The sequence below is a fragment of the Halomonas sp. BM-2019 genome (genome assembly GCF_017584085.1).
In genome coordinates, this window is the sequence record NZ_CP071922.1 from 3,569,062 (window position 1) to 3,595,888 (window position 26,827).

Sequence of the window (26,827 nt, forward strand, 5' to 3'; positions counted from 1 at the left end):
AGAACCTGCCCCACCAGGCGCGCACCAAGCAGCAGCTGGCCAACATCCAGCGCGGCGGCTACGTGCTACGCGACTGCGAGGGCGCGCCCGAGCTGATCCTGATCGCCACCGGCTCCGAGGTGGCGCTGGCCATGGACGCCGCGGTCGAGCTGGAAGCGGCCGGACACGCCGTGCGCGTGGTCTCCATGCCCTCCACCTACCGCTTCAATGGCCAGGAGGTGGAATACCGCGAGAGCGTGCTGCCGAGCAGCGTCACCCGGCGGCTCGCCATCGAGGCCAGCCACCGTGACTACTGGCACAAGTACGTGGGCCTGCAGGGGCGCATCATCGGCATGCGCACCTATGGCGAGTCCGCCCCGGCGGGTGATCTCTTCAAGCACTTCGGCTTCACCGTGGCCAACGTGGTCAAGGAGGCCAAGGCGCTGCTCGACGGCTGAGCGCCGCGAGTCGCACATCAAGGGCACGGCCGTTCGACCGTGCCCTTTTTCATGCCCGCGGGGTCGAGGCGGCGCTCAGGCGAGGGTGACGTCGGAATCGAGATAGACGTCCTGGATGGCGTGCAGCAGCGCGACGCCCTCGTCCATGGGCTTCTGGAAGGCCTTGCGACCGGAGATCAGCCCCATGCCGCCGGCGCGCTTGTTGATCACCGCGGTGCGCACCGCCTCGGCCAGGTCGGAGGCCCCCTTGGAACCCCCGCCGGAGTTGATCAGCCCGGCACGGCCCATGTAGCAGTTGGCCACCTGGTAGCGCGCCAGGTCGATGGGGTGGTCCGTGGTCAGGGCGTCATAGACCCGGTCGTGGGTATGGCCGAAGCCGATGGCACGGTAGCCGCCGTTGGTCTCGGGCAGCTTCTGCTTGACGATATCGGCCTTGAGGGTGGCTGCCAGATGGTTGGCCTGGCCAGTGAGGTCCGCCGCCACATGGTAGTCGGTGCCCTCATGCTTGAAGGCCGAGTTGCGCAGGTAGGCCCACAGCACCGTGACCATGCCCAGCTCATGGGCGCGGGCGAAGGCCTCGCTGATCTCCATGATCTGGCGGCGGCTCTCGTGGGAGCCGAAGTAGATGGTGGCGCCCACCGCCACGCAGCCCATGTCGAAGGCCTGTTCCACCTGGGCGAACAGGGTCTGGTCATAGATCGCCGGATGGCTCAGGGTCTCGTTGTGGTTGAGCTTGAGCATCATCGGGATGCGGTGCGCATAGCGACGCGCCACCGAGGAGAGCACGCCCAGCGTCGAGGCCACGCCGTTGCAGCCGCCCTCGAGGGCCAGCTCGACAATGTTGGCCGGATCGAAGTAGGCGGGGTTGGGCGCGAAGGAGGCGCCGGCGGAGTGTTCGATGCCCTGGTCCACCGGCAGCAGGCTGAGATAGCCCGTGCCACCCAGCCGGCCGTGGTCGAACAGCGCCTGGAAGTTGCGCATCACCGCGGGACTGCGGTCGCTCTCCGCCACCACCCGGCCGACGAAGTCGGGCCCCGGCAGGTGCAGGCCTTCGCGGGGGATCCCCCGGCACTGGTGGGTCAGCAGGGCCTCGGCCTCGGCGCCGAGCAGCTTGGCGATATCGGTCATGTCGTTCCTCTCCTTGGTAGGGTCACTCGCTCTCTCCCAGCGTAGTGGATCAGCCTACCGGCAGGGCAGAGGAATATTCAACTGAAAGGCGCCCTCCGCGCGGGAGGGCGCCGGGACGACCGCTCAGGCCGCCTGTACCTCGATACGCCGCCGGCGATGGGTGTCGCGCCGCGGCAGCGTCAGGTGGACCACGCCGTTCTCGATGCGCGCGCTGATCGCTTCGCTGTCGATCTCGTGGCTGAGGGTGAAGCGCCGCGCATAGCGCTGGGCACGCACCTCGGCATAGAGCGGGCTCAGCCCTTCGGGCATAGCGATCCGCACCTCGCCCTCCAGCCTCAGCACGCCGTTGTCCACCTCGATGACCAGCGAATCGCGGGTCACACCGGGCATATCGGCCAGGATATGCACGGCGTCGTTCTCCTCATGGATATCCACCGCCGGCAACAGTGCCTCCTGGCGGCGCTCCTCCTCGGCGGGCCGGGAGGCGCCGGCTTCGTGACGGCTGATCTCGTTCATGTCGCTTACCTCCTGCGTTGCCAGGCAACCGCGTTGGTGAATCGGCTCTCGAGTCGGCTCAGGTCGCCTGTACCTCGATGCGCCGCGGCTTGAGCTCCTCGCGCTTGGGCAGCACGATCTCGCACACCCCGTCGCTAAAGCGCGCCTCGGCGCGGTCGATGTCGAGCCCCTCGGGCAGCGCCACCGCGCGACGGAAGTCGCCGTGAAAGCGCTCCTGGCGGAAGCGCGTGCGCCCCTCGGCGTCCGCCGGTGCCGGGCGCTGGCCGGCAACGGTCAGCACGCTGTCCTGCAGGCTCAACTCCAGGTCCGAGGCGGCGAGCCCCGGCGCGAAGACATAGACGCGCACCGTATCGTCGGTACGCCCGACGTTGATCAGCGGGTAGCTGCCGGAGGGCACCGAGCGGATATCGGCCGCCGCACCGCTCGGGAGCATCTCGTCGAACAGCTGGCGAAACCACTCCAGACCCTGGGGGCGGGTCGGATCAAAGCCCCTGAGATCTCCGAACATGTCGAACACCTCCTTACTCTTCACAGGCCAGAGGACGGGATGGGGCCGAGCACCACGAGGCTGACAGGGCCCCGGTAATCTGCACAATAGGAGCGCCCCGGCCAGTTTCAAGGCCTCGGCGAGGGCTTTTTTTCTCTCCACACAAGGATCGACATGAGCGTGCTGCGCGGTTTTCTCTGGCTGTTGGGTTTTCTGCTGATCGGTGACGCCCTGGTCACCCTCACCGGCCTGCCGGTTTCGGCCGGGGTCGCCGGGATGCTGCTGCTCACCGCCTGGCTGATGCTGCGCCGCACGGTGAACGCCGATCTCGCCGCCGCCGCCCAGCCGCTGATCGGCGTGCTGGCCATGCTGATCATGCCCGGGGTGGTGGGGATCTTCTTCATCCTCGACACCCTGGCCGGCCAGTGGACGGCGATCCTCGCCGCCCTGGTGGGCGGTACCCTGCTCAGCGTCTTCACCACCCTGTGGCTGATGCGCCGCCTGATGGGCCGGGAGCGCCTCGACCATGAGTGAGCTGATCGACCACCTGATGGCCACGCCGGTGGCGGCCATCGCCCTGACCCTGGCCGCCTACGTCGCCGGCCTGCACCTCTTCAAGCGGCTGGGCGCCCCCGGCTGGTGCCCGCCGATCCTGGTGGCGGCGTTGCTGCTGGCCGGGGTGCTGGCGCTGGCCGGCATCGACTACGCCGACTACCAGGCGGGCGCCGGCTGGCTGATGCTGCTGCTGGGGCCAGCCACCGTGGCCCTGGGGCTGCCGCTCTACCAGCAGCTGGGCCATATTCGCGCCCTGTGGCGCCCGCTGCTGGTCTGCCTGCCGATCTCCGCCGGCATGGCGGCCCTCTACGCGGTCAGCATCGCCTGGCTGCTGGGGGCGCCGCCGGCGATTCTCGCCTCCCTGGCCCCCAAGTCGGTGACCGCCCCCATCGCCATCGGCATCACCGAGCAACTCGGCGGCTCGGTGTCGCTGATGATGGGCGGGCTGCTGCTAACCGGGGTGGCGGCGATCGCCTTCGTCACCCTGCTGGCGCACTGGCTGGGCATCCGCGACGAACGCATCCTCGGCCTGGCGCTGGGCATCAACGGCCACGCCCTGGGCACGGTGCGCGCCTTCGATATCGGCCCTACCGCCGGCGCCTTCGCCTCCCTCGGCATGAGCCTCACCGGGATCCTCACCGCCCTGCTGCTGCCGCTGGCCTGGCGCCTGCCGGGACTCGCCGGCTGAAGTGCGCTAGAATCGCGGCTTTCCCTTGCGTCGCCACCCGCCACGAACAGGAGCTCCCGCCACCGCCATGGCCCACCGCATCGCCATCAACGGTTACGGCCGCATCGGCCAGTGCGTGCTGCGCGCCCTGTTCGAGGCACAAAGGGCCGAGCAGCAGAGAGCCGAGCCGCAGCAAAACGAGCAGGCCGGCCGCCCCGGGCCCGCCCTCGAGCTGGTGGCGATCAACGAGCTCTCCGACCTCGATACCATCGCCTACCTGACCCGCTACGACACCACCCACGGCCGCTTCCCCGGCAGCGTGGAGGTGGCGGGCGAGTCCCTGGTGATCGATGGCCACCCCATCCGGGTACTCAGCGAGCCCGACCCCGCTCGCCTGCCCTGGGGGGAGCTCGGCATCGACCTGGTGCTGGAGTGCTCTGGCAGCTTCAAGGACCGCATCACCGCCGAGCGCCACCTGGCCGCCGGCGCCGGCCGTCTGCTCTTCTCCCAGCCGGCGGAGAGCGACGTGGACGCTACCATCGTCACCGGCATCAACGACCACAGCCTCGCCCCCTCCCACCGCATCGTCTCGGCGGCCTCCTGCACCACCAACTGCCTGGTGCCAGTGCTCACCGTACTGGACGAGGCACTGGGGGTGGAGCACGGGGTCACCACCACCATCCACTCGGCGATGAACGACCAGCCGGTGATCGACGCCTACCACCACACCGACCTGCGCCTGACTCGCTCGGCGATGCACTCCATCGTGCCGGTGGACACCGGCCTGGCCCGCGGCATCAACCGCCTGATGCCCCACCTGGCCGGCCGCTTCGAGTGCCTCCATGTGCGCGTGCCGACCATCAACGTCTCGGCCATGGATCTCGCCATTACCGTACGTCGCGACACCAACGCCGCCGAGGTCAATGCCCTGCTCGCCGAGGCCAGCCGCGGGCGCCTGACCGGGCTGCTCGGCTACACCGAGGAGCCAGTGGCCTCGGTCGACTTCAACCACGATCCGCGCTCCGGTATCGTGGACGCCACCCAGACCCGGGTGGCCGGCGGTCGCCTGATCAAGCTGATGTGCTGGTTCGACAACGAGTGGGGCTTCGCCAGCCGTATGCTCGATGTCGGCCGGCGCCTGGCCGCCATGCCCCTCGACACCCCCTGACCCGCTTCCGGTTTCCAGATGAGGAACACACCCCGATGAACGTGCGCAAGATGACCAACCTCGACCTCAATGGCCAGCGCGTGCTGATCCGAGAGGACCTGAACGTGCCCGTCAAGAACGGCCAGGTGACCAGCGACGCCCGCCTGCGCGCCGCGCTGCCTACCATCCAAGCCGCCCGTGATGCCGGCGCCAAGGTAATGCTGATGAGCCACCTGGGTCGCCCCACCGAGGGCGAGCCCGCCGAGGAGTTCTCCCTGGCGCCGGTGGCCGAGCGCCTCGGCGAGCTGCTGGGCCGCCCGGTCACCCTGATCAGCGACTACCTGGATGCCGCCCTGGACCTGGCCGACGGCGAGGTGGTGCTGCTCGAGAACGTGCGCTTCAACCCGGGCGAGAAGAAGGACGACGAGACGCTGGCGAAGCAGTACGCCGCCCTGTGTGACATCTACGTCATGGACGCCTTCGGCACCGCCCACCGCGCCCAGGCCTCTACCCACGGGGTGGCGCGCTTCGCCCCGCTGGCCTGCGCCGGTCCGCTGCTGGCCGCCGAGCTCGAGGCGCTGGAGAAGGCCCTGGCCACCCCCGCACGCCCCATGGCGGCCATCGTCGGCGGCTCCAAGGTCTCCACCAAGCTCGAGGTGCTCAACGCCCTCTCCGAGCGCTGCGACCAGCTGATCGTCGGTGGCGGCATCGCCAACACCTTCATCGCCGCGGCGGGCCATAACGTCGGCAAGTCGCTGCACGAGGCCGACCTGATCGATCAGGCCAAGGCACTGATGGCCCGGGTCGAGATCCCGCTGCCCAGCGACGTGGTGGTGGCCACCGAGTTCTCCGACTCCGCCGAGGCCGTGGTCAAGCCGGTGGACCAGGTCGCCGACGACGAGATGATCCTCGATATCGGCCCCGAGAGCGCCGCGCGCTTGGCCGCCATGCTCAAGGACGCCGGCACCATCCTGTGGAACGGCCCGGTGGGCGTGTTCGAGATCGACCAGTTCGGCCAGGGGACCGAGGTAATCGCCCGCGCCATCGCCGAGAGCCCGGCCTTCTCCATCGCCGGCGGCGGCGACACCCTGGCCGCCATCGACAAGTACGGCATCGCCGAGCAGGTCTCGTACATCTCCACCGGCGGCGGCGCCTTCCTCGAGTACGTCGAGGGCAAGACCCTGCCGGCCGTGGCCGCCCTGGAGGCCGCCGCCGAGCGCGCCTGACAGACAGACGGCATCCCCATCTACGGTAGCACGGCGCCGAGTGGCGCCGTGACCATGCAAAAGGTAACCTCATGGCACTGATCAGCATGCGCCAGCTGCTGGACCACGCCCACGAGTACGGCTACGGTGTTCCGGCCTTCAACGTCAACAACCTCGAACAGATGCGTGCCATCATGGAGGCCGCCGATCGCACCGACTCGCCGGTCATCGTCCAGGCCTCTGCCGGCGCCCGCAAGTACGCCGGGGCCCCCTTCCTGCGCCACCTGATCCTGGCCGCGGTGGAGGAGTTTCCGCACATCCCGGTGTGCATGCACCAGGACCACGGCACCAGCCCGGCGGTCTGCCAGCGCTCCATCCAGTTGGGCTTCTCCTCGGTGATGATGGACGGCTCCCTCGGTGAGGACGGCAAGACCCCCACCGACTACGCCTACAACGTCGACGTCACCCGTCGCACCGTGGAGATGGCCCACGCCTGTGGCGTCTCGGTGGAGGGGGAGCTGGGCTGCCTGGGCAGCCTGGAGACCGGTATGGCCGGCGAGGAAGACGGCATCGGCGCCGAGGGCAAGCTCAACATGGAGCAGCTGCTCACCGACCCGGAGGAGGCCGCCGAGTTCGTCAAGGCCACCCAGGTGGACGCCCTGGCCATCGCCATCGGCACCAGCCACGGCGCCTACAAGTTCACCAAGCCGCCCACCGGCGACACCCTCTCCATCCAGCGCATCAAGGAGATCCACGCCCGCATCCCCGACACCCACCTGGTGATGCACGGCTCTTCCTCGGTGCCCCAGGAGTGGCTCGAGGTGATCAACCGCTTCGGCGGCGAGATCCCAGAGACCTATGGCGTGCCGGTCGAGGAGATCGTCGAGGGCATCCGGCACGGGGTGCGCAAGGTCAACATCGACACCGACCTGCGCCTGGCCTCCACGGGCGCGGTCCGCCGCTTCATGGCCGAGCACCCCAGCGAGTTCGACCCGCGCAAGTTCCTGAAGGAGACCGTCTCCGCCATGCGCGACATCTGCATCGCGCGCTACGAAGCCTTCGGCACCGCCGGCCACGCCTCGAGGATCAAGCCGATCAGCCTCGAGGGCATGGTCGCTCGTTACGAGAGCGGCGAACTCGTCCCCAAGGTAACGTAACCCGGAGACATCGGCACAGCGACAGGCGATACCCCGGACATGACAAGGGGCGGCCAGGTGGCCGCCCCTTGTCGTTGAAGCCTCGAATCGCTGACGCAGCTTCTTGTTGCCGCCCTCCCTGTGCATCCGCCTCAGGGCAAGGGCACGGATAGCGAGGCACCAACGACGCCGCCCCCGGCAAAAGCCGGGGGTGGCAGCGAGGAAGTGGCTTCCTCGAAGGGAGTCACGAGGCGATTACCAAGCGGATTCCTCATCGTCCTCGTCCGGAGTCTCCCACTCCTGCTCCTCTTCTTCCTCCTCTTCATCGAAGGTCCACTCTTCTTCCTCGTCCTCGTACTCGGTGTCGTACTCGGTGGCTTCTTTATCGGTGCCACCGAAGGCGTCGTCACCGGCGCTGCCGTAGTTCTCATCGGGAGCCGGCTCTTCGTGCGGCGCCGGCTCGTGCGGCTCTTCGTCGTGGAAGTCGGCGAAGGCCAGCGGGCTGGCGGCCAGGCCAAAGGTGATACCGACGATACCGAGCTTCTTGAGGAATTCCTTAGACATCATGTTCGCGCCTCCTATGGGGTCTGAACGTGAGTTTTCCTGAATGGAGGCCGGTGGCCTCCGTGTCGACTGGCGAGTGATGAATGTTCACCAGCGGTTTCTGCTCGCCCTGACCGATGCAGGCACCGGGCCAACCTCCGCCAACTTTTTTTGAAAATCAAGCCATATCAATAACCTAAAATACATCGACCCAGGCCAGGCCGAGGTGGCGATGGGCGCGAGACGACTGCGGGGCATGGTGCAATCTGGCACATGGGGCCGGCCGACACAGCGGAGCGACACTTTTCGGCGACCGGTGCCGTTGTCTCCCGCCCTCTTGCCGGAACCAGGCATCGCGGCTAGGATGGGAACGGTTCCATAGAGATCTCGCCATATGCCCAGCCCCCTACCCCATCGCGCCACCATACTCGAGGTCGCCCGCGAGGCCGGCGCCTCCAAGACCAGCGTCTCCCGCTACTTCGGCGGCGAACGCGAACGGTTGTCGTCAGCGCTTCAGATGCGCATCGCCGAGGCCGCCGATCGCCTCGGCTACCTTCCCAACCAGATGGCTCGCGGACTCAAGGGCGGCCGTTCGCGGCTGATCGGCATGCTGGTGGCGGACATCCGCAACCCCTTCTCGGTGGCCGTGATGCACGGCGTGGAGCAGGCTTGTCGCGAGCGGGGCCTATCGCTGCTGGTCTGCAACACCGATAACGACCCCGCCCAGGAGCGGGAACACCTGGCCCTGCTCGCCGCCTATCGCATCCAGGGCCTGGTGATCAACGCCGCCGGCAGCCCCGATCGCGAACTGCAGATGCTAGTGGAACAGGGCATCCCCCTGGTGCTGCTGGATCGCGAACTGGGCGACGTGAATGCCGACATGGTGGGGCTCGACAACGTCCAGGCCATCGACCTGGCCCTGGAGCACCTCCAGGCTCAGGGCTACCGGCGGCTGCTCTATGTAAGCGAGCCACCGGCACAGGCCAGCCCCCGACAGGCCCGCCTGGAGCGCTTCCGCCAGGGCCTCACCGAGCGCGGCCTGGTCGGGGAGACTCACTGCCAGTCGCTCACCGACAGCGTGGCACTCGAGCAAGCCATCACCACCTTCCTGGCCGGCCCTGCTACCACGCCAAGCGCCCTGCTCTGCGCCAACGGCAACGTCACCCTGGCCGTGACTCGAACCCTGCAGGCCCTGGGCACCCGGCTCGGCGAAACCGGCCTGATAGGCATCGACGAACTCGACTGGTGCGCCCTGGTCGACTCCGGCATCACCACCCTGGCCCAGCCCACCGAGGCCATCGGCCGTGCCGCGGTGGAGTGTCTGCTGGCCAAGCCATCGCCCGATGGCACGAGTCCCGCGCTCAGGCGTCAGCACGCGCCGACCCTCATCGCCCGGGGCTCCACCCTACGCTCGAGCTGAGCCGCAGCGGTCCCGCCACGCAGCCCTTCACCTAAAAATGGTAACGTTCCCAACACAGGAGACACATCATGCCCCACCAACCACCCCCCCGCCCCGAGGTGCTCACCTTCGGCGAGGCCATGACCATGTTCGTCGCCGACAGTCCCGGCGAACTGGCCCAGGTCGAGCACTTCCAGCGCCGCATCGCCGGCGCCGACACCAACGTGGCCATCGGCCTGGCGCGCCTGGGGTTCCGGGTCGGCTGGCTGAGCCGGGTCGGCGACGACAGCTTCGGCACCTTCATCCGCCGCACCCTGGAGGCCGAGGGACTCGACTGCCGGCACCTGCGGGTGGACCCCGACCACCCCACCGGCCTGCTCTTCAAGGAGCGCGCCCTGGGCGGCGCCGACCCGCGGGTGGAGTACTTTCGCCGCGGCAGTGCGGCCAGCTACCTGTCCCTCACCGACGCCCAGCCAGTCGACTTCAGCGCCCTGCGTCATCTGCACGCCACCGGCATCCCTCCGGCGCTCTCTTCCAGCGCCAGGGAACTCTCCCGGCAGATGCTGGAACAGGCCCGCAGCGCCGGCGCCAGCGTTTCGTTCGACCCCAACCTGCGTCCCAGCCTGTGGAAGAGCGAGGCGGCGATGCGTGATACCCTCAACGCCCTGGCCGCCGAAAGCGACTGGGTGCTGCCGGGCCTCGCCGAGGGCCGCCTGCTGACCGGCCGGGAGACCCCTGAGGCGATCGCCGACTACTATCTCGAGCGGGGGGCCTCGGCGGTGATCATCAAGCTGGGCCCGGAAGGCAGCTACTACCGCGGGACCCTCGCCGGCCGGGAGGAGAGCGTCACCGTGCCGGGTTTCCCGGTGGCCGAGGTGGTCGATACGGTCGGCGCCGGCGACGGCTTCGCGGTAGGGGTGGTCAGTGCCCTGCTCGACGGGCGCTCGCCCCGCGAGGCGCTGCGCCGCGGCAACCTGGTCGGCTCCCTGGCGGTGCAGGTGGTGGGCGACATGGAGGGCCTGCCGAGCCGCGAGCGCCTCGCGACGCTGGAGGCCGAACTGCCTACCCTGTAGGTGTCATGCGCGTCGACCACAAGGATCCTGCCCCATGAAGAAACGTGTCCTGGCCTATGGCCGCCTGAGCGAGGACCAGCTGGCGCAGCTGGCCCGGGAGTTTGAAGTCCAGACCTTCAGCGACCTGACCTCCGCCGACGATCCTGCCTTCCGCGCCGCGCTTCCCGGGGCCCATGGCCTGATCGGCTCGAGCCTGGCCATCACGCCCGAGCTTCTCGACTCGGCGCCCGATCTGGAAGTCATCGCCAGCATCTCGGTGGGGGTCGACAACTACCCCATCGACGAGCTGACCCGCCGCGGTATCCTGCTCTGCAACACTCCGGACGTCCTCACCGAAACCACCGCCGACACCGGCTTCGCCCTGATCATGGCGACGGCGCGGCGGGTGGTGGAACTGGCCGAGTGGGTCAAGCGCGGCGACTGGCAGGCCAGCATCGGTCCCGAGCACTTCGGCAGCGATGTCCACGGCAAGACCCTGGGCATGGTCGGCTTCGGCCGCATCGGTGCCGCGGTGGCCCGCCGGGGGGCCCTGGGCTTCGGCATGAAGGTGCTCTACTCCAACGCCTCGCCCAAGCCGGCGCTGGAGGCGGAGCTCGGTGCCGAGCGGCGCGAGCTCGCCGAACTGCTGGCCGAGGCCGACATCGTCTGCGTCACTGTCCCGCTCACCGACGAGACCGAACACCTGATCGGTGAACACGAGTTCGCCCTCATGAAGTCCACCGCAATCTTCGTCAATATCTCCCGCGGCAAGGTGGTCCATGAAGCAGCGCTGATCGAAGCGCTGGAGATGGGGCGGATCCGCGCCGCCGGCCTCGACGTCTTCGAGCAGGAGCCGCTGTCTCCGGAGTCGCCGCTGCCCCACATGCGCCATGTCGTCGCCCTGCCGCATATCGGCTCGGCGACCTTTGAAACCCGCACCGCCATGGCCCAGCGCGCAGTCGACAACATCTCCCTCGCCCTCAAGGGTCAGCGCCCCATCAGCCTGGTCAACGACGCCGCCTGGAGGCCATCATGACCCCACCGCTCTGCCTGCTCTTCGACTCCGACGGCACCCTGGTCGACAGCGAGATCCTGCTCGCCGAGGTGATGGGCGAGATCCTGCCGGCCTTCGGCCTGCCCTTCTCCGCCCGGCAATACATGGAAGAGTTCCGCGGGGTGCGCTTCCTCACCATCATCGAGGCCCTGGAGCGACGCCACGGCGCGCTGGACGACGGACGCTTCCCGCTGATGGAGGGCGAGATGCGCGGCCTGATGGAGCGGCGCATGCGCGCCGAGCTGAAACCCATCGCCGGCATGCCGGCAGCCCTCGATGCCCTGGCCACCCACCCCAAGGCGGTGGTGTCCAACGGCCCGGAGGCCAAGATTCGCTGCGCCATGCAGAGCGCCGGCCTGGCGCCCCACTTCGGCGACAATTTGTTCAGCGCCTACACCCTGAACGTCTGGAAGCCCGACCCGGGGCTCTACCGCCAGGCCGCCACCGCCATGGGCCAGCCCCCCGAGCGCTGCGTGGTGATCGACGACGCCGCGGTGGGCGTCGCCGCGGGGCTCGCCGCCGGCATGCGGGTCATCCACCTCAACCGCTTCCCGGCCGAGGAGACTACGCCGGAGGGCGCCATCGCCATTCGCCACGCCAGTGAGCTGCCGGCGGTGATCGCCGGACTCGTGCCCTAGGATGCCGTCGCGGTTACGTCGCCGATGCCCTCATGGCCGGGGCCGGCGACCGCTCGGCTCATGATCGCTGCGGCGGCGCCCAAGCCTGCCTGCGAGCCAGGCAAACACGTACCCGCGAGGCTCCTCGACCCCGGTGAGGATAAAGCGCAGCGTATAAGGATTGTGGAGTGTCGGCTGCAGCCTCGTCTCCGCCCGATGGACACCGCAGAAGAGGAGCTCGTCGCCGACCGCCAGCGCAAACGCCTTGTCCGGCAACATGATCGACTGCCCGGCCCGGCGAACGGCGAGCGCTTCGCACGGTAGCCCCTCCGGGAACGAGCGTGCATCGCGGTACAGCGCCCCCAGGGCCACCGCCCCGCCGGCCTCCAGATAGTCGGTCACCGCCGGCGCCTCCCCCGGGACCAGCCTGACCGACCAGAGGTGCGGGGGTTCCCCGCCCACGGCCGCCTGCAGCCGGGCCACCAGCGCTTTCGTCACGGCCGGTTCGCGTTCCGCGAGCCAGTCAACCAGCTCCTGGACGAGGGGTGAAATCAGCAGCTTCAGGATCCGCCGCGCCGTCGTCAGGCTGTGCTGGAGGACCAGGTCGGCCCGGGCGGCATCGAAGGCGACCTGATTCTCGTGGCGGTCCTGGCGCACGATGCGAAACGCCCCCGGATTGAGTTCCGTCACCGACAGCAGCGTACTGAGATTGTCGGCATCGCGATTCGTCGCGGCGATGACGCCGACCGCCTCGTCGATCCCCGCGGTCACCAGCGCCGCATGATCGGCATGCGCCTGGACCACGACCGTGCCGTCACCGGCCGCCTTGGCGTCCACTCCAGGATCGATGATGCGTACCTCGACCCCATGGGCCTGCAGGTAGCGATGGATCCAGCGCCCCATCCGCCCATACCCGCACAGGATCCAGATGCCTCGTGGCGCCTGGACCGGCGCCCCCAGCTCGACGCCACGGGCGCCCACGAACCACGAATTGAGGTTGTGCAGTTCGGGACGCGCGATCGCCCAGTAGACGAGCTGGGCGAAGATTTCGAAGGGGTCGACGGCCGTGACCTGGTCCAGCGCGCGCAGATTGGCCTCATGGCGGGCCGAGGTCGAACGACAGATGACCCGGAGCCGCGGGTTCAGGTGCCGTGCCATCACCGCAATCTTGAGATTGATGTCGTCATCGTTCGTCAGTGCGACCAGGGCCCGGCACGCGGGGTGTTTGACTCCCGCGGCCAGCAGGTGCTTCGGCGCGCTGGTGTCCCCGCAGAGTCCCGGCATCGCGACCGTGTAATCGCGCACGCCCAGCGCCTTGATGCGCTCCGGGTCGGAATCGAGTATCACCGCGCGCATACGATGGTCGCTCAGGCCCCGGGCCAGCAGGCTGCCGGTATCGCCAAAACCGCAGAGGATGACGAACGGCTCCACGTTGCGCTTGACCTTGCGGGCGAACCGCACCCCATTCATGGCCTGGATGAAATGAGGATTCTGCACAAGGCGAATCAGCGAGCCGATGGCATAGAACCAGGCGATGACGCCGGTATAGAGGCAGAAGATCGTCCACAGGCGCTGCTCCTCGCTGAAGCCGTGGGGCAGTTCGCCGAAACCGGTGGTGGTCGCCGTGTAGGTGAAGAAGTAGAAGGCATGGAAGAGGTTCATGTAGGTCGTCTCACCCTCGACGACCGGGCCCGGCATCAGGGCCATGCCCATGATGCCCACCGAATACACGAACAGCAGCGCGAACAGCGGCCGGCGCATGTAACGCAGGACGATCATCGTCACACGGTCGAGATCGGAGGTCGGCGTCATGCGTTCAGCCCTCCCTCTGCCTGCACCGGATGGAGAAGTCCGACAAGCTTCTAGCGTCGCGAGAGCAGCGTATCGCCGACCAGGATCACCGTCGCGACGACATTCGCGACCAGCGCCCCCGTGGCGATCGAGACGATATTGGCCATGTCGCCGGGCCCCGGCCCGCCCCCGCCAACGGGTTCCGCGACGATCCAGACGATACGCGCCGTGATCAGCAGAAGGCCCGCCACCAGTCCTGCCGCCAGCAGCAGCGCCCCGGTCTGGGAGCGATCCCCCAGCTTCAGGCCGATCGCGACCAGGTTGACGATGATGGTGAGGGTGAGAATCCACACATTGGGCTGGGCGGCCATCTCGGCGCCACCCGCGACGAACGCGTAGTTGAGGCTCAGGGTAAGAATGATGAAGAAGCCGAAGACGACGCGTTCGAGATTCATTGGCCTGCTCCTGGCCGGGACGCGCCGTCAGTATAGGCAGGAGCCCCGGCGGCCGCGAACGCCACCGCCCTGGTGGCGACCGGGAACTGTCGACCCATCTGCTGGGCAACCGCTAGGATGCCGCTGGTGATCGGCTCCACCGGCTACAACGGCATGGTGAGCGAGGACGGCGACGTCAAGTTGGCCTGCTGGGATGCAATTGCTTGAGCGAGCGGGACCCCAGCCTGGAAGTGTCCCGCCACGGCCGCTGATTCCATATGCAGACCGGGCAGAAAAAAGGCGGCCTTCTAGGCCGCCGAAAGAATACCGCCTGCTTGCCATCAAACTGGGGCGACGGCCATCAAGCCTCGCGCCGACCATCCACTAGACGCGACACCCCCAGCGGGTTGTCATCCTTGAGCGCCTCAGGCAGAAGACCCGTCGGCAGGTTCTGGTAGCACACCGGGCGCAGGAAGCGCTGGATCGCCGCGCTGCCCACGGAAGTGCTACGGGAATCAGAGGTCGCCGGGAAGGGACCACCGTGGACCATGGCGTGGCACACCTCGACACCCGTCGGCCAGCCGTTGGCCAGCACCCGGCCCGCCTTGCGCTCGAGCACCGGCAGCAGGCGGCGCGCCGCGTCGAGGTCGCCGTCGTCCAGCTGCAGGGTGGCGGTGAGCTGCCCCTCCAGATGCTCGGCCACGGCCTGGATCTGGTCGAGGTCGTCGCACTCGATCACCAGCGAGGCGGCGCCGAACACCTCGGCCTGCAGCGCCTCGTTCTTGAGGAAGTCGCTCCCAGAGGCGGCGAACAGTGCCGCCTGGCAGGCGCCGGGGCCCTCTCCCGCCTGACCGCGGGCGATGTCACGGGCCTCGCCGACCAGGGCCCCGATGCCGTCCTGATAGGCGGCGTGGATCCCCGGGGTGAGCATGGTCTGGGCGGCGCTTCCCTTGACCGCCTGGCCGGCGGCCTCGAGAAAGGCGTCGAGGTCCGGGCCCTTCACCCCGATCACCAGGCCGGGGTTGGTGCAGAACTGCCCGGCGCCCATATTGAGCGAGGCGACGAAGCCCTCGGCAATCTCCTTGCTCCTGGCTTGCAAGGCCTCCGGCAGCAGAAACACCGGGTTGATGGAGCTCATCTCGGCATAGACCGGGATCGGCTGGGGCCGCGCCTGGGCGGTGGCCAGCAACGCCAGCCCACCGGCGCGGGAGCCGGTGAAGCCCACCGCCTGGATGCGCGGGTCGGCGACCAGCGCCTGGCCCACCTCGCGGCCGGCGCCGAACAGCAGCGAGAAGACACCCTCGGGCAGGCAGCACTTGGCCACCGCGGCCTGGACGGCGCGCCCCACCAGCTCGGAGGTGCCGGGGTGGGCGGAGTGGGCCTTGACCACCACCGGGCAGCCGGCGGCCAGTGCCGAGGCGGTATCGCCGCCGGCCACGCTGAAGGCCAGCGGGAAGTTGGAGGCGCCGAACACGGTGACCGGCCCGAGGGGGATGTGCTGCTGACGCAGGTCGACCCGGGGCAGCGGCTGCCGCTCGGGCAGCGCCGGGTCGAGGCGTATGTCGAGCCACTCACCGGCGCGTACCACCGAGGCGAACAGGCGCAGCTGGCCGCAAGTGCGGCCGCGCTCGCCCTCCAGCCGGGCCTGGGGCAGGCCGGTCTCGGCCATGGCGCGCTCGATCAGGGCGTCCCCCAGCGCCTCGATCTCGCCGGCGATGGTTTCCAGAAAGGCCGCGCGTTGCTTGAGGGAAGTCTCGCGGTAGCTGGCGAAGGCCGCCTCGGCGAGCTCACAGGCCCGCGCCACGGCCTGACAGTCCAGGCCGGGGTAGTCCGGGGCCAGGGCCTCGCCGGTGGTGGGATTCACGGCGCGGATGATGGCCTGGTCGCCGGTGACGGCCTCGCGGCCGATGAGGGAAGTACCTTGCGGGGTCATGGTCGTCTCCTGCAGCAGGGGGTGGGAGTCGTCTCAGGCCTGACCGCGGCGGGCCAGGTGGGCGTAGAGGGCGCGCAGCCCGTAGGTCCAGGGCGGCAGCCGGTCGCTGTAGTCCACACCATTGACCAGGGCGCCGAGGCTGGGGGTGGCGATGGTCACCCGATCCCCCGGGTGATGGGTGAAGCCCTGCCCCGCCCCGTCGCGGTCCTGGAGCGGCGAGAACATGGTGCCGAGAAACAGCATGAAGCCGTCAGGGTACTGGTGGTGGGCACCGATGGTCTGCTCGACCAGCTCCAGCGGATCGCGGCTGATCTCGCGCATGTCGCTCTCGTCCTCCAGCACAAAGCCGTCGTCGGCCCCCTCGATGCGCAGCGCGACCCTGGCCTGGCGCACCGTGTCGAGGGTGAACTGATCGTCGAACAGCCGCACGAAGGGGCCGATGGCGCAGGAGGCGTTGTTGTCCTTGGCCTTGCCCAGCAGCAGGGCGCTGCGCCCCTCGATATCGCGCAGGTTGACGTCGTTGCCGAGGCTGGCGCCGCGCGGCGTGCCGCGGGCATCGACCGCCAGCACGATCTCCGGCTCGGGGTTGTTCCACTTCGAGGCCGGGTGCAGCCCGACGCGCTCGCCGATGCCCACCGACGAGAGCGGCTGAGCCTTGGAGAACACCTCGGCATCGGGGCCGATGCCCACCTCCATGTACTGGGACCAGGCCCCCTTGGCCTGCAGCTCGGCCTTGAGGGCCATGGCCGCCGGCGAGCCGGGCTGGATCTGCGACAGGTCGCCGCCGATCAGCGCCTGTATCTCGCGGCGCAGCTCGCCGGCGCGCTGGGGATCGCCGCCGGCCTGCTCCTCGATCACCCGCTCGAGCAGGCTGACCGCGAAGGTCACCCCGCAGGCCTTGATCGCCTGCAGATCGCAGGGGGCGAGCAGGTAGGGGGCACGCCTGGGCTCGGCCAGGGAGTTCGCGAGCAGGGTCTCGACCTCGCCGAGGTCCTCGCCGTCGAGGCCGGCGACGAAGGCGGCGGGGGCATCGCGGTCGAGCAGGTCGGCGAGGGTCGCGACGGCGGCGGAGACGTCGAGCACTCGGCCCTGACGCACCACCACGATGGCCGGGCCGTCGAGCGGCGCCTCACGCCACACCCGGCCGACCAGCAGCGCACGGTCGAGGTCCTCGGGCAGGCAGTCGCGGGGATGGATGGCTTGCATGATGGCTCCTGTCATGGTCGAGAGAGCGCGAACGGCTCAGGGGTCATGAGGATGACGATGATCGGTCGGTCAGCGGCAGGATACGTCCCGCGCCCATCAGCTCCTCGGGATCGAATACCGCCTTGATACCGGCCAGCAGCCGGCGCTCGGTGGCGGTGAGCCTGGCCAGGTAGGCGGCCTGCTTGCTGCGTCCGATGCCATGTTCGGCGCTGATGCTGCCGTCGAAACCGTCCACGACGGTGAAGATCGCGCCCTCGAGTTGCTCGAACAGCGCCGGCAGCGCTTCTGCCGGCGTCTCGGCGGGCGGCAGCACATTGATGTGCAGGTTGCCGTCACCGATGTGGCCGTAGGCGATCAGCAGGGAGTCGGGGGAGAGCGTCGTCACGGCCGCGGCGGCCTGCTCCACGCACTCGGCAATCGCCGAGATCGGCACCGAGACGTCGGTACGCAGGTGCTCGCCGCGCAGCAGCTGCCCCTCCACCATGCCCTCGCGGATCAACCACAGCTGATCGGCCTGGGCGACGCTCGAGGCCAGCACGCCGTCGAGTACCACCTCTTCCTCCATGCCCGCCTCCAGCAGGCGTTCGAGCATGCCGGGCAGATCCACGGGCCCGCTGGCCGCCAGCTCGAGCAGGACATAGTAAGGATAGGCCTCATCGAGCGGATCGGAGAGCTGTGGCGCGGCCTCGAAGGCCAGCTCCAGGCACTGGCGCGGGATCAGCTCGAAGGCGGAGAGCAGGTCGCTGCCGACGCGACGCGCCAGGGCATAGAGCCGGACCGCGGCCTCCACCGAGGGGACCGCCAGCAGGGCGGTCTGCGACTGCTGGGGGCGCGGTGTCAGCTTGAGCACCGCCCCGGTGACGATACCCAGGGTACCCTCGCTGCCGAGAAACAGCTGCTGCAGGCTGTAGCCGCGGTTGTCCTTGTGCAGCGCCTTCATGCTGCTCCAGATCTCGCCGTTGGGCAGCACCACCTCGAGGCCCAGCACCAGCTCGCGCATCATGCCGTAGCGCAGCACGTTGACGCCCCCGGCGTTGGTGGCGATGTTGCCGCCGATCTGGCAGCTGCCCTGGGCGCCCAGCGAGAGCGGGAAGAAGCAGTCGGCCTCCTCGGCGGCCCGCTTGACCTCTTCGAGGATGCACCCGCCATCCACCGCCATGGTGAAGTTGAGCGGGTCGAGGTGTCGAATGCGCGTCATGCGCTCGAGGCTGATGACCACCTCCGGCTTGTGATCGTCCGGCAGGGCGCCCTTCACCAGGCCGGTATGCCCACCCTGGGGCACCATGCGAATGCCCTGCTCGTGGCAGTAGCGCACCACCGCGGCCACCTCTTCGGTGGTCTTGGGGCGCACCACGGCCAGCGGCCTGCCCAGGCGTCCGCCGGCCCAGTCGCGCACGTAGCGCTCCTGGTCGGTGGCCTCGGCCACCACCCCCTTGGCGCCCAGCCGTTGGGTGAAGAAGGCGACGGCTTGATGGTTGTCGAATGTCATTTCCGTCTCTCTCTGCATTCAGTGTCAGGGGTGGGGGTCTTGCCCCCGGGGCCTCGCCGGGCTCATTCGGCTGCCGCCTTGTGCCGGCGATGGCGCGCGGCCAGGAACAGCTTCTTGCCGAGCGGATAGAGCACGAACAGCAGGATGATCGTCAGCAGGGTGGCGGCGATCGGGCTTCTCAGGAAGATCATCGGATCGCCGCGCGAGATGTCGAGGGCCTGGCGCAGGCTGGTCTCGAGGCGGGGCGTCAGCACGAAGGCCAGCAGCAGCGGCGCGATCGGGTAACGAGCGGCGGTCATGAAGAAGGCCACCACCCCGGCGCCGAGCATGAACCAGACATCGAACATGCTGTTGTTGACGCTGTAGGAACCGACCACGCAGACCACGGCGATCACCGGGATCATGATCGAGGCCGGGATAAGCAGCAGCTTGACCAGGAACGGAATGATCGCCAGCGCCGCCAGTACCGCCATGACGTTGCCCAGGTACATGGAGGAGATCAGCCCCCAGACGAAATCGGGGTTGGTCTGGAACAGCAGCGGCCCGGGCTGAAGCCCCCACATCATCAGCCCGCCGAGCAGCACCGCGGCCGTGCCCGAGCCGGGGATGCCCAGCGACAGCAGCGGCGCGAAGGAGCCGGCCGCGGCCGCGTTGTTGCCCGCCTCCGAGGCGGCCACCCCTTCGATACGCCCCTTGCCGAGCTCGCTACCGTTGCGCCCCACCTTCTTCTGCAGGACATAGGAGAGGAAGGAGCCGGTGGTGGCCCCCGCCCCCGGCAGGATGCCCACCAGGTTGCCGAGCACCCCGGAACGCAGCGACGCGGGAATGATGCTGCGCATCTCCTTGCGGTCGAGCAGGCTCTCCTTCAGCCCCAGCCGGTTGGAGAGCCCCTGGGCGGCGGGATCGATCCGATTGACCATCATCACCAGCACCTGGCTGAAGCCGAACATGCCGATCACCAACGGGATGAAGGAGATGCCGTTGAGCAGGTACATCGAATCGAAGGTGAAGCGCGGCTGGCCGAAGGCCGTGCCGATGCCGATGGTGGCCAGCATCACACCGATGAAGGTCGAGATCAGTCCCTTGACCGGATTGTCGCCCAGCAGCCAGCCGATGGAGCAGAGCGCCAGCAGGATCAGCGCCGCCACCTCGGCCGGCCCGAACATCAAGCCGACGTGGGCCAGGATGGGGCCCATGAAGGTGAGCATGATGATGCCCACGGTGCCGCCGATGAAGGAGGAGATGTTGGCGGTGAACAGGGCCTTGCCGCCCCGTCCCTGCTGCGACAGTGGATAGCCATCCAGGGAGGTCACCACCGCCGGCGCATCGCCGGGAATGTTGAGGAGAATGGCGCTGTAGGAGCCGCCGTACATGCAGCCATAGTAGAGGGCCCCGAGCATGATGATGCCGGTAATGGGGTCCATCTGGAAGGTAAGCGGGAGCAGCAGGGCGATGCCGGTGACGGAACCAAGCCCGGGGATGGCGCCCACGATGATTCCCAGACCGGCCCCGACCAGTGCGGCCAGGATATTGCTGAATGTCAGCGAGGTGGCAAACCCCTGCATCAAGGACTGTAGGATATCCATAAGGGACTCTTCGCTCGATTAACTGAACCACCCGATGAGGGCACCCTGGGGGAACGCCACCATCAGCCACATGCCGAACAGCAGGTAGATCGCGCCACCCGTGCAGGCCCCGATCACCACCGACTTGAGCCACGGCTGGCGCTCGATCAGCGCCATCCACAGCACGATGAACAGCGTCATGGCCAGCACCATGCCGAACAGCGGAATCGTGGCGACGGCCATGCCCATGGCCACGGCGGGCCAGAGGTTGCGCAGTCCCACCCGATCGGTAGCCCAGCGGCGGCGCAGCAGCTCGTACCCCCCCAGTAGAGCGGCGCCGAGGCCCATCACCAGGGGGAAGAAGCCGGCGCCGGGGCCGTTGTGCATCCACACCCCATACTTGAGCCAGCCGAAGCCGGCCCAGGCGAGCCCCATCGCGATGATGCCCAGGGTGACCAGCAGTGAGATCCAGGGCCGGCTGCCGCCGGCCGATGCTTGATTCACGCTTGACATGGCGTGCGCCTCTCTAACGGTAGCGGCCGCCTCTACCCTCTTCGCCGGCTGTTGCGCAGTCGGTTCGGGGAGGGGCAAGGCGGCCGCGGGGGAAACGACTGGGGCGTGGCGCCAGCCGGCGACCAGGCCCCGCGGATCAGTCGATCATGCCGGCCTGCTGGAACAGCGTCCGGTACCGCTCCAGCTCACTGCGGTAGTACTCGGCGCTCTCCTCGGCCCCCATGAAGGTGGGAATCAGGCCGTTGCTCTCGACATAATCCTTCATCCACTTATCCGTTTCCGCGGCGGCACGGAAGACGTTCTCCCAGTATTCGACGGCTTCGCTGGGCATGTCGGGCGGACCGGCGTAGCCGCGGAAGATCATCAGCTCGAGGTTGTCGTAGCCCAGCTCGGCGAAGGTCGGCACCTCGTCGAAGGGCGCATCGAGGCGCTCTTCCGAATAGGTGGCCAGGAAGCGGATCATGCTCTGATCGACCCGCGAGCCCAGCTTGAAGATGGCCGCGTCGATGTGCCCGCCCAGCAGGGCCGCCGTGACATCGCCGGTGCCGTCGAAGGGCACGTACTGGAAGTCGACCCCCAGGTTATCGTCGAGCATCGAGAAGGCGAGGTGATCCTCACCGCCGCGGCCGGCCCCACCGATGGTGACGCCGCCCGGATCCTGCTGGGCGCGCTCGATCAGGGCGTCGAGGTCACCGATCTCGCCGCCGGCCCTGACGCCCACGAAGAGCGTATCCAGCGACAGGGTGGCGAGCGGCGTCAGGTCATCGAGCTGCACGGCGGCGTTGTTGACCACCATGCTCATCATCTGACCGCCGTTGAGGGTCATGAGGATGTGGCCATTGCCGCGCTGGCTGTAGGTGTAGCTGTTGCCGACGGCGGCGGAGCCGCCGGGACGGTTGTTGACCAGGATGGGGCGATTGACCTGCCCGGTCTCGCGGATCGCTTCGACCAGCATGCGCGCGTTGATATCGCTGCCGCCGCCGGCGCTGTAGGGCACCACGAACTCGACGTTGCGCTGGGGCTCCCAGGCGTTGGCGCCGCCGGCCAGTGCCAGGCAAAGCGCGCCGGAGAGTGCCGCCTTGGCGACCAGAATTGTCTTTGTCATCTCTCAATCACCCTGTTTGTCGTTGTCTTGGTTTGCCGGTGTCGCCTGGGAACGGCGACAGTCGGCGTGCTCGGCATGTCCGGGTCAGAAGATCGGCTTCGGCCCGCCATGATGTAATTATGAACACATAATTCATTTCATCAATATCGACTTTCGTCTAGAGCGGCAGGATCCGACGTCGGCGAACTGGCAGACGCGACCCGCAGGCGCAGCTCGTCGACCAGCTCCGCGGCGGCACTCGACAGCGGCTCAAGTTTGCGGGTGATGATGCCGTAGGAGTCCAGCGGCTTGCCGATGGCCAGCGGCAGCACCACGTACTGGCCGCTGGCCAGGGGGCGCTCGAGCACCGACCGGGGCAGCACCGCCAGCATCGGCGCGCTCAGCAGCAGCTGCAGGGTGGTCTGGGTCGAGGTGGTCTCGATGGTGTCGTCGGGCGAGGCGATGCCGGCGTCGGCCAGCGCCGCCTCGAAGACCTGGCGCATGGGGCTGGTGGGGGGATGCAGGATCCACGGCCAGTGGCGCAGCGCCGCCAGCGTGACCTGCGCCTGGTCGGCCAGCGGATGTTCGCTGCCCACCACCACCCGCAGCGGCTCCTCGAGCAGCGGCTCGAAGTCGAACAGGTTGTGCTGGCTCACCGCCGTGAGCCGGCCGATCACCAGGTCGAGCTGCTTGTACTCCAGGGCCTGCAGCAGGCGATCGCTGCTCTGCTCGTCGATGCTGACCGACAGCCGAGGGCGCCGCCGCTTGAGCGCGGCGATCGCCGCCGGCAGGATCTCCGGGGCGGCCGCGGGAATGGCACCGATCAGCAGGCGGCCGTAGCCACCCTCGCGCCGGCGCTGAATATCCTCGACCATCCGTTCGGTGTCGTTGAGCAGGATCTCGGCATGGCGAACCAACTGGGCGCCCAGCTCGGTCGGGACCATGGCGCGCGGCTGGCGCTCGAAGATCGCAAAGCCGAAGCAGGCCTCCAGGTCACGCAGCATCTTGCTGGCGGCAGGCTGGCTGAGGTGCATCTGCCGGGCGGCGGCATGCATGTTGCGGCGGCGATCGAGGTGGATAAGCAGCAGCAGGTGCTTGAAGCGCATCCAGCCGCACAGGCCGACCGATGACAGCTTGTCCAAGACTGACGGCCCTCCCCGATCACGCCTGTTGATCCCCCACCTCGACAGTCGGGTAGACCGGCGATGGCTCGCTTCGGTCTACCCGATGCCTGCAGCGCACCGGCCTCGAGCGGCCCTGTGTCCTGCCGCCGTCAGGCGTCGCGCTTGCCGAGCAGGGAGATCAGCTCGGGGAGCGCGGCCTGGGCATGGCCCGCCGACTCGGCCTCGCCCAGCACCCTGTCGATGCTCGCCGCGGCCTCCTGAGCCGCGCCCAGATCGCCGGCCATGGCCAGGTAATAGCCGAGATCCTTGTGGGCGTTGGCGATGCTGAAGCGAAAGCCAGAGGCGTCGCGCGCCTGGATGTAGGGGCGTAGCCGCTCGAGCACGGTGCCCGCCCCGCCCCCCTGGGCCAGCACATCGACGAACACCTCGGGGTCGATGCCGCCGCGCTCGGCGCAGGCCGCCGCCTCGGCCAGCACCGTGGAGAAGCCCACCGAGACGAAGTTGTGCAGCAGCTTCAGCTGGTGCCCGGCCCCGACCGGCCCGGCATGGGCCGCTGCGCCTCGAAGAGTTCGCGATCCCCGCCTACCAGCAGGTTGAGCCGCCCCTCGGCGGCCTCCTTGGGGGTGCGCGTCATCGGCGCATCCAGGAAGCGGCCGCCCGCCGCCTCCACCGCCTCGGCAATCCGCTGCGTCGAGCTGGGAATCGCCGTGGAGCAGTCGATGATCACGGTGCCGGGCCGGAGCCCCTGCAGCACGCCCTCCTCGCGGAACAGCACCTCCTCCACCTGGGGCGATCCGGTCACGCAGAGAATGATGATCTCGGCGTGACGGGCCAGCTCCGCCCCCGTGGCGAACGGCGTCGCCCCCTGGGCGAGCAGCTCATCCACCGGCTGATTGCCGGGATGCTCGAGGAAGGCCAGCGGCCAGCCGGCCCGCTGGATGTTGGTGGCGATGCCATGGCCCATCAGGCCGATCCCGACCATGCCCACTCGCTGTCTGGTCAACTGCGCGTCGCTCATGTCGTCTCCCGTGTCGTCGTGGGGCCAGGCATCACAGCCCACCCATGCAGAGGTATTTGATTTCGATGTAGTCCTCGATGCCGTACTTGGAGCCTTCACGGCCGATGCCGGACTCCTTGACGCCACCGAAGGGGGCCAGCTCGCTGGAGATGATGCCTTCGTTGATGCCCACGATGCCGCACTCCAGAGCCTCGGCCACCCGCCATACCCGGCCCACGTCGCGCGTATAGAAGTAGCTGGCCAGGCCATAGGGGGTGTCGTTGGCCAGGCGAATCACCTCCTGCTCGTCGCTGAAGCGGATCAGCGGTGCCACGGGGCCGAAGGTCTCCTCGTTCATCAGCCGGGCGTCGCTGGCCACATCGGTGAGAATCGTCGGCTCGAAGAAGTTGCCGCCCCGCGCATGGCGCTGCCCGCCCAGATAGACGCTGGCCCCGCGCTGCTGCGCATCGGCGATATGCTCCTCGACCTTGGCCACCGCGGCCTGGTCGATCAGCGGACCGAGGGTCACCCCCTCCTCGAGGCCGTTGCCGACCCGCTGCGCCGCCACCGCCTGGGCCAGGCGCTCGGCGAAGGCGTCGTAGATGCCATCATGGACGAAGATGCGATTGGCGCACACGCAGGTCTGGCCGGTGTTACGGAACTTGGAGGCCATCACTCCGGCCACCGCCTGATCGAGATCGGCATCCTCGAAGATGATGAAGGGCGCGTTGCCACCCAGCTCCATGGAGACCTTCTTGACCGTCTGGGCACAGGCGGTGAGCAGCACCTTGCCCACCTCGGTGGAGCCGGTGAAGGAGAGCTTGCGGACCAGCGGGTTGGCCGTCAGCTCATCGCCCACCACCCGGGCACTGCCGGTGACCACGTTGAGCACCCCGCGGGGCACTCCGGCGCGCTCGGCCAGCTCCGCCAGCGCCAGCGCCGAGAAGGGCGTGCTGGAGGCCGGCTTGACCACCACCGTGCAGCCGGCGGCCATGGCGGCGGCGGCCTTGCGGGTGATCATCGCATTGGGGAAGTTCCAGGGAGTGATGGCCGCCACCACCCCGACCGGCTCCTTGGTGACCACGATGCGCCGGTCCGTGGCATGGGCGGGAATGACGTCGCCATAGATCCGCTTGGCCTCCTCGGCGAACCACTCGATGAAGGCGGAGCCGTAGGCGATCTCGCCCCGGGCCTCGGCCAGCGGCTTGCCCTGCTCCAGGGTCAGGATGCGGGCCAGGTCCTCCTGATGGGCCATGCACAGGTCGTACCAGCGCCGCAGGATGGCGGCGCGCTCCTTGCAAGTCTTGGCCTTCCAGGCGGGAAAGGCGCGATCGGCCGCCTCGACGGCCTCGCTCACCTGAGCCTGGGTCAGGCGGGGCACGCTGCCCAGAAGCGTCTCGCTGGCCGGATTGATCACCTCGATGACCGCCTCGTCGCTGGCATCGATCCAGCGCCCATCGACGTAGGCGTGCTCACGGAACAGTGCCGGATCCTGCAGTTCCGGCCCTTGACGACCTGCCATGCTCTGTTCTGACGCTTGTCGAGTCATGTGCTCTCCCCCGAAATTGTGATTAGCCCGTGCAATATGAATTATGAATCCAAAATTACATATTATACTTTCGTCGCGCAGGCCTCGGCACAGCGGCGCCCGGCAAGGGGCGAGTCGCCGCGGGAGCCGGCGCAGCGCTGGGGTCGCACCGACACACCGATAACCTATAGAGATCGATACCAAGAAAAAAACGATTGGAAGGTTATCAACCGGAGTGCCTAGGCTGGTGGCCACTCGCCCCTTTCACCCAAGCCCTTGCACGGGAATCGACCACCATGACCACCATCACCCGCCTCGAGGTCCAGGACATCCGCTTTCCGACCTCACGCTCCCTGGACGGCTCCGATGCCATGAATGCGGCGCCGGACTACTCGGCCACCTATGTCACCCTGCACACCGACGCCGAGAGCGGCCTCGAGGGGCATGGCCTGACCTTCACCATCGGCCGCGGCAACGAGCTCTGCGTCAAGGCCGTGGAGTCGCTGGCCTACCTGATCGAAGGCGAGACTCTGGAGACCATCACCGCCGAGATGGGCACCTTCTGGCGCCGGCTCACCAGCGGCGACAGCCAGCTGCGCTGGACCGGCCCGGAGAAGGGCGTCATCCACCTGGCCACGGCTGCCATCGTCAACGCCATCTGGGACCTGTGGGCCAAGTCGGAAGGCAAGCCGGTATGGAAGCTGTTGGTCGACATGTCGCCGGAGCAGCTGGTCCGCAGCCTCGACTTCCGCTTCGTCACCGACGCCCTGACCCCCGAGGAGGCACTGGGGCTGCTGCGGCGCAACGCCGCCGGCCGCGCCGCCCGCGAGCAGGAGATGCGCGAGCAGGGCTACCCCGCCTACACCACCTCGGCCGGCTGGCTCGGCTACGACGACGACAAGGTGCGCCGCCTGGCACGCGAGGCGCTGGCCGAGGGCTGGACCCACTTCAAGCAGAAGGTGGGGGGCGACCTCGAAGAGGACCGCCGTCGCGCAGGCATCCTGCGCGAGGAGATCGGTTGGGAACGCACCCTGATGATGGACGCCAACCAGATGTGGGACGTCGACGAGGCGATCGCCAACATGCGCCAACTGGCCGAGTTCGATCCGCTGTGGATCGAGGAGCCGACCAGCCCCGACGACATCCTGGGCCATGCCGAGATTCGCCGCCGCCTGGGCGCGATCGGCGTCGCCACCGGCGAACACTGCCACAACCGGGTG

Annotated in this window: 27 protein-coding genes; 11 read left to right on the forward strand and 16 right to left on the reverse strand. The window is 68.4% G+C overall.

What is annotated here, in order from left to right; translation table 11 throughout:
• The coding region (locus tag J5F18_RS17680; protein WP_346299845.1) for a transketolase C-terminal domain-containing protein at positions 1-437 on the forward strand (437 nt) is incomplete at its 5' end.
• A gap of 75 nt (positions 438-512) precedes the next feature.
• Here the strand turns inward: J5F18_RS17680 and J5F18_RS17685 are convergent.
• The 3 genes from J5F18_RS17685 to J5F18_RS17695 form a co-directional block, all read right to left on the reverse strand.
• On the reverse strand, positions 513-1,565 hold the full coding sequence (locus J5F18_RS17685) for a class I fructose-bisphosphate aldolase (RefSeq protein ID WP_346299846.1): 1,053 nt from the start codon (positions 1,563-1,565) through the stop codon (positions 513-515).
• 123 nt (positions 1,566-1,688) lie between these two features.
• Complete coding sequence (locus tag J5F18_RS17690) at positions 1,689-2,081, reverse strand: Hsp20/alpha crystallin family protein (protein WP_346299847.1); 393 nt, start codon at positions 2,079-2,081, stop codon at positions 1,689-1,691.
• Between the two features lie 58 nt (positions 2,082-2,139).
• Positions 2,140-2,589, reverse strand: coding sequence for an Hsp20/alpha crystallin family protein (locus J5F18_RS17695; RefSeq protein ID WP_346299848.1), 450 nt, complete (start codon positions 2,587-2,589; stop codon positions 2,140-2,142).
• 153 nt (positions 2,590-2,742) lie between these two features.
• On the opposite strand from J5F18_RS17695, the gene J5F18_RS17700 reads away from it, so the two are divergent.
• The 5 genes from J5F18_RS17700 (at position 2,743) to fba (ending at position 7,299) form a co-directional block, all read left to right on the forward strand.
• On the forward strand, positions 2,743-3,102 hold the full coding sequence (locus tag J5F18_RS17700; protein ID WP_346299849.1) for a CidA/LrgA family protein: 360 nt from the start codon (positions 2,743-2,745) through the stop codon (positions 3,100-3,102).
• The gene (locus J5F18_RS17705; protein ID WP_346299850.1) at positions 3,095-3,811 is read left to right on the forward strand and encodes an LrgB family protein; all 717 of its coding nucleotides are present in this window, start codon (positions 3,095-3,097) and stop codon (positions 3,809-3,811) included. Before J5F18_RS17700 ends, J5F18_RS17705 begins: the two co-directional genes overlap by 8 nt.
• 67 nt (positions 3,812-3,878) lie before the next feature.
• The gene (locus tag J5F18_RS17710; protein ID WP_346299851.1) at positions 3,879-4,958 is read left to right on the forward strand and encodes a glyceraldehyde 3-phosphate dehydrogenase NAD-binding domain-containing protein; all 1,080 of its coding nucleotides are present in this window, start codon (positions 3,879-3,881) and stop codon (positions 4,956-4,958) included.
• A 35-nt stretch (positions 4,959-4,993) separates the two neighbouring features.
• The gene (locus J5F18_RS17715) at positions 4,994-6,163 is read left to right on the forward strand and encodes a phosphoglycerate kinase (protein WP_346299852.1); all 1,170 of its coding nucleotides are present in this window, start codon (positions 4,994-4,996) and stop codon (positions 6,161-6,163) included.
• A 71-nt stretch (positions 6,164-6,234) separates the two neighbouring features.
• Positions 6,235-7,299, forward strand: coding sequence for a class II fructose-bisphosphate aldolase (gene fba / locus J5F18_RS17720; protein WP_346299853.1), 1,065 nt, complete (start codon positions 6,235-6,237; stop codon positions 7,297-7,299).
• 234 nt (positions 7,300-7,533) lie between these two features.
• On the opposite strand, the gene J5F18_RS17725 is transcribed toward fba, so the two are convergent.
• Positions 7,534-7,845, reverse strand: coding sequence for a hypothetical protein (locus tag J5F18_RS17725; RefSeq protein WP_346299854.1), 312 nt, complete (start codon positions 7,843-7,845; stop codon positions 7,534-7,536).
• 370 nt (positions 7,846-8,215) lie between these two features.
• Between J5F18_RS17725 and J5F18_RS17730 the strand changes: the two genes are divergently transcribed.
• The 4 genes from J5F18_RS17730 to J5F18_RS17745 all read left to right on the forward strand — a co-directional run bounded on the left by J5F18_RS17730 (position 8,216) and on the right by J5F18_RS17745 (position 11,964).
• Entirely contained in the window at positions 8,216-9,241 is a 1,026-nt protein-coding gene (locus J5F18_RS17730; RefSeq protein WP_346299855.1) for a LacI family DNA-binding transcriptional regulator, read from the forward strand.
• Between the two features lie 68 nt (positions 9,242-9,309).
• On the forward strand, positions 9,310-10,293 hold the full coding sequence (locus J5F18_RS17735; protein ID WP_346299856.1) for a sugar kinase: 984 nt from the start codon (positions 9,310-9,312) through the stop codon (positions 10,291-10,293).
• A gap of 34 nt (positions 10,294-10,327) precedes the next feature.
• Positions 10,328-11,308 carry a D-glycerate dehydrogenase gene (locus J5F18_RS17740; RefSeq protein WP_346299857.1) on the forward strand — a complete coding sequence of 327 codons (981 nt, stop codon included), beginning with the start codon at positions 10,328-10,330 and terminating at the stop codon, positions 11,306-11,308.
• A complete protein-coding gene (locus tag J5F18_RS17745) occupies positions 11,305-11,964 on the forward strand; it encodes an HAD-IA family hydrolase (RefSeq protein ID WP_346299858.1) in 660 nt (219 codons plus the stop codon). The genes J5F18_RS17740 and J5F18_RS17745 overlap by 4 nt, the downstream gene beginning before the upstream one ends.
• 30 nt (positions 11,965-11,994) lie before the next feature.
• Here the strand turns inward: J5F18_RS17745 and J5F18_RS17750 are convergent, their stop codons facing one another.
• The 12 genes from J5F18_RS17750 to J5F18_RS17805 form a co-directional block, all read right to left on the reverse strand.
• Positions 11,995-13,755 (reverse strand): NAD-binding protein, encoded by a 1,761-nt coding sequence (locus J5F18_RS17750; protein WP_346299859.1) that lies wholly within the window; start codon positions 13,753-13,755, stop codon positions 11,995-11,997.
• A gap of 50 nt (positions 13,756-13,805) precedes the next feature.
• Positions 13,806-14,189 carry a DUF6394 family protein gene (locus tag J5F18_RS17755; RefSeq protein WP_346299860.1) on the reverse strand — a complete coding sequence of 128 codons (384 nt, stop codon included), beginning with the start codon at positions 14,187-14,189 and terminating at the stop codon, positions 13,806-13,808.
• Positions 14,190-14,529: 340 nt separating this feature from the next.
• The gene (locus J5F18_RS17760; RefSeq protein ID WP_346299861.1) at positions 14,530-16,101 is read right to left on the reverse strand and encodes an aldehyde dehydrogenase (NADP(+)); all 1,572 of its coding nucleotides are present in this window, start codon (positions 16,099-16,101) and stop codon (positions 14,530-14,532) included.
• Between the two features lie 33 nt (positions 16,102-16,134).
• Positions 16,135-17,307, reverse strand: coding sequence for a fumarylacetoacetate hydrolase family protein (locus tag J5F18_RS17765; RefSeq protein ID WP_346299862.1), 1,173 nt, complete (start codon positions 17,305-17,307; stop codon positions 16,135-16,137).
• Between the two features lie 43 nt (positions 17,308-17,350).
• Positions 17,351-18,796: an FAD-binding oxidoreductase gene (locus tag J5F18_RS17770; RefSeq protein ID WP_346299863.1), complete on the reverse strand. Its 1,446-nt coding sequence runs from the start codon at positions 18,794-18,796 to the stop codon at positions 17,351-17,353.
• 62 nt (positions 18,797-18,858) lie between these two features.
• On the reverse strand, positions 18,859-20,382 hold the full coding sequence (locus J5F18_RS17775; RefSeq protein WP_346299864.1) for a tripartite tricarboxylate transporter permease: 1,524 nt from the start codon (positions 20,380-20,382) through the stop codon (positions 18,859-18,861).
• An 18-nt stretch (positions 20,383-20,400) separates the two neighbouring features.
• A complete protein-coding gene (locus tag J5F18_RS17780; RefSeq protein WP_346299865.1) occupies positions 20,401-20,874 on the reverse strand; it encodes a tripartite tricarboxylate transporter TctB family protein in 474 nt (157 codons plus the stop codon).
• Positions 20,875-21,010: 136 nt separating this feature from the next.
• Positions 21,011-21,979 carry a tripartite tricarboxylate transporter substrate binding protein gene (locus tag J5F18_RS17785; RefSeq protein ID WP_346299866.1) on the reverse strand — a complete coding sequence of 323 codons (969 nt, stop codon included), beginning with the start codon at positions 21,977-21,979 and terminating at the stop codon, positions 21,011-21,013.
• 140 nt (positions 21,980-22,119) lie between these two features.
• Positions 22,120-23,100 (reverse strand): LysR family transcriptional regulator, encoded by a 981-nt coding sequence (locus tag J5F18_RS17790; RefSeq protein ID WP_346299867.1) that lies wholly within the window; start codon positions 23,098-23,100, stop codon positions 22,120-22,122.
• 131 nt (positions 23,101-23,231) lie between these two features.
• A complete protein-coding gene (locus J5F18_RS17795) occupies positions 23,232-23,573 on the reverse strand; it encodes an NAD-binding protein (protein WP_346299868.1) in 342 nt (113 codons plus the stop codon).
• A gap of 23 nt (positions 23,574-23,596) precedes the next feature.
• Positions 23,597-24,100 carry an NAD(P)-dependent oxidoreductase gene (locus tag J5F18_RS17800; RefSeq protein ID WP_346299869.1) on the reverse strand — a complete coding sequence of 168 codons (504 nt, stop codon included), beginning with the start codon at positions 24,098-24,100 and terminating at the stop codon, positions 23,597-23,599.
• A 31-nt stretch (positions 24,101-24,131) separates the two neighbouring features.
• Entirely contained in the window at positions 24,132-25,628 is a 1,497-nt protein-coding gene (locus tag J5F18_RS17805; RefSeq protein WP_346299870.1) for an NAD-dependent succinate-semialdehyde dehydrogenase, read from the reverse strand.
• A gap of 275 nt (positions 25,629-25,903) precedes the next feature.
• On the opposite strand from J5F18_RS17805, the gene J5F18_RS17810 reads away from it, so the two are divergent.
• Positions 25,904-26,827: enolase C-terminal domain-like protein (locus tag J5F18_RS17810; protein ID WP_346299871.1), on the forward strand; the 924-nt coding region annotated here is incomplete at its 3' end.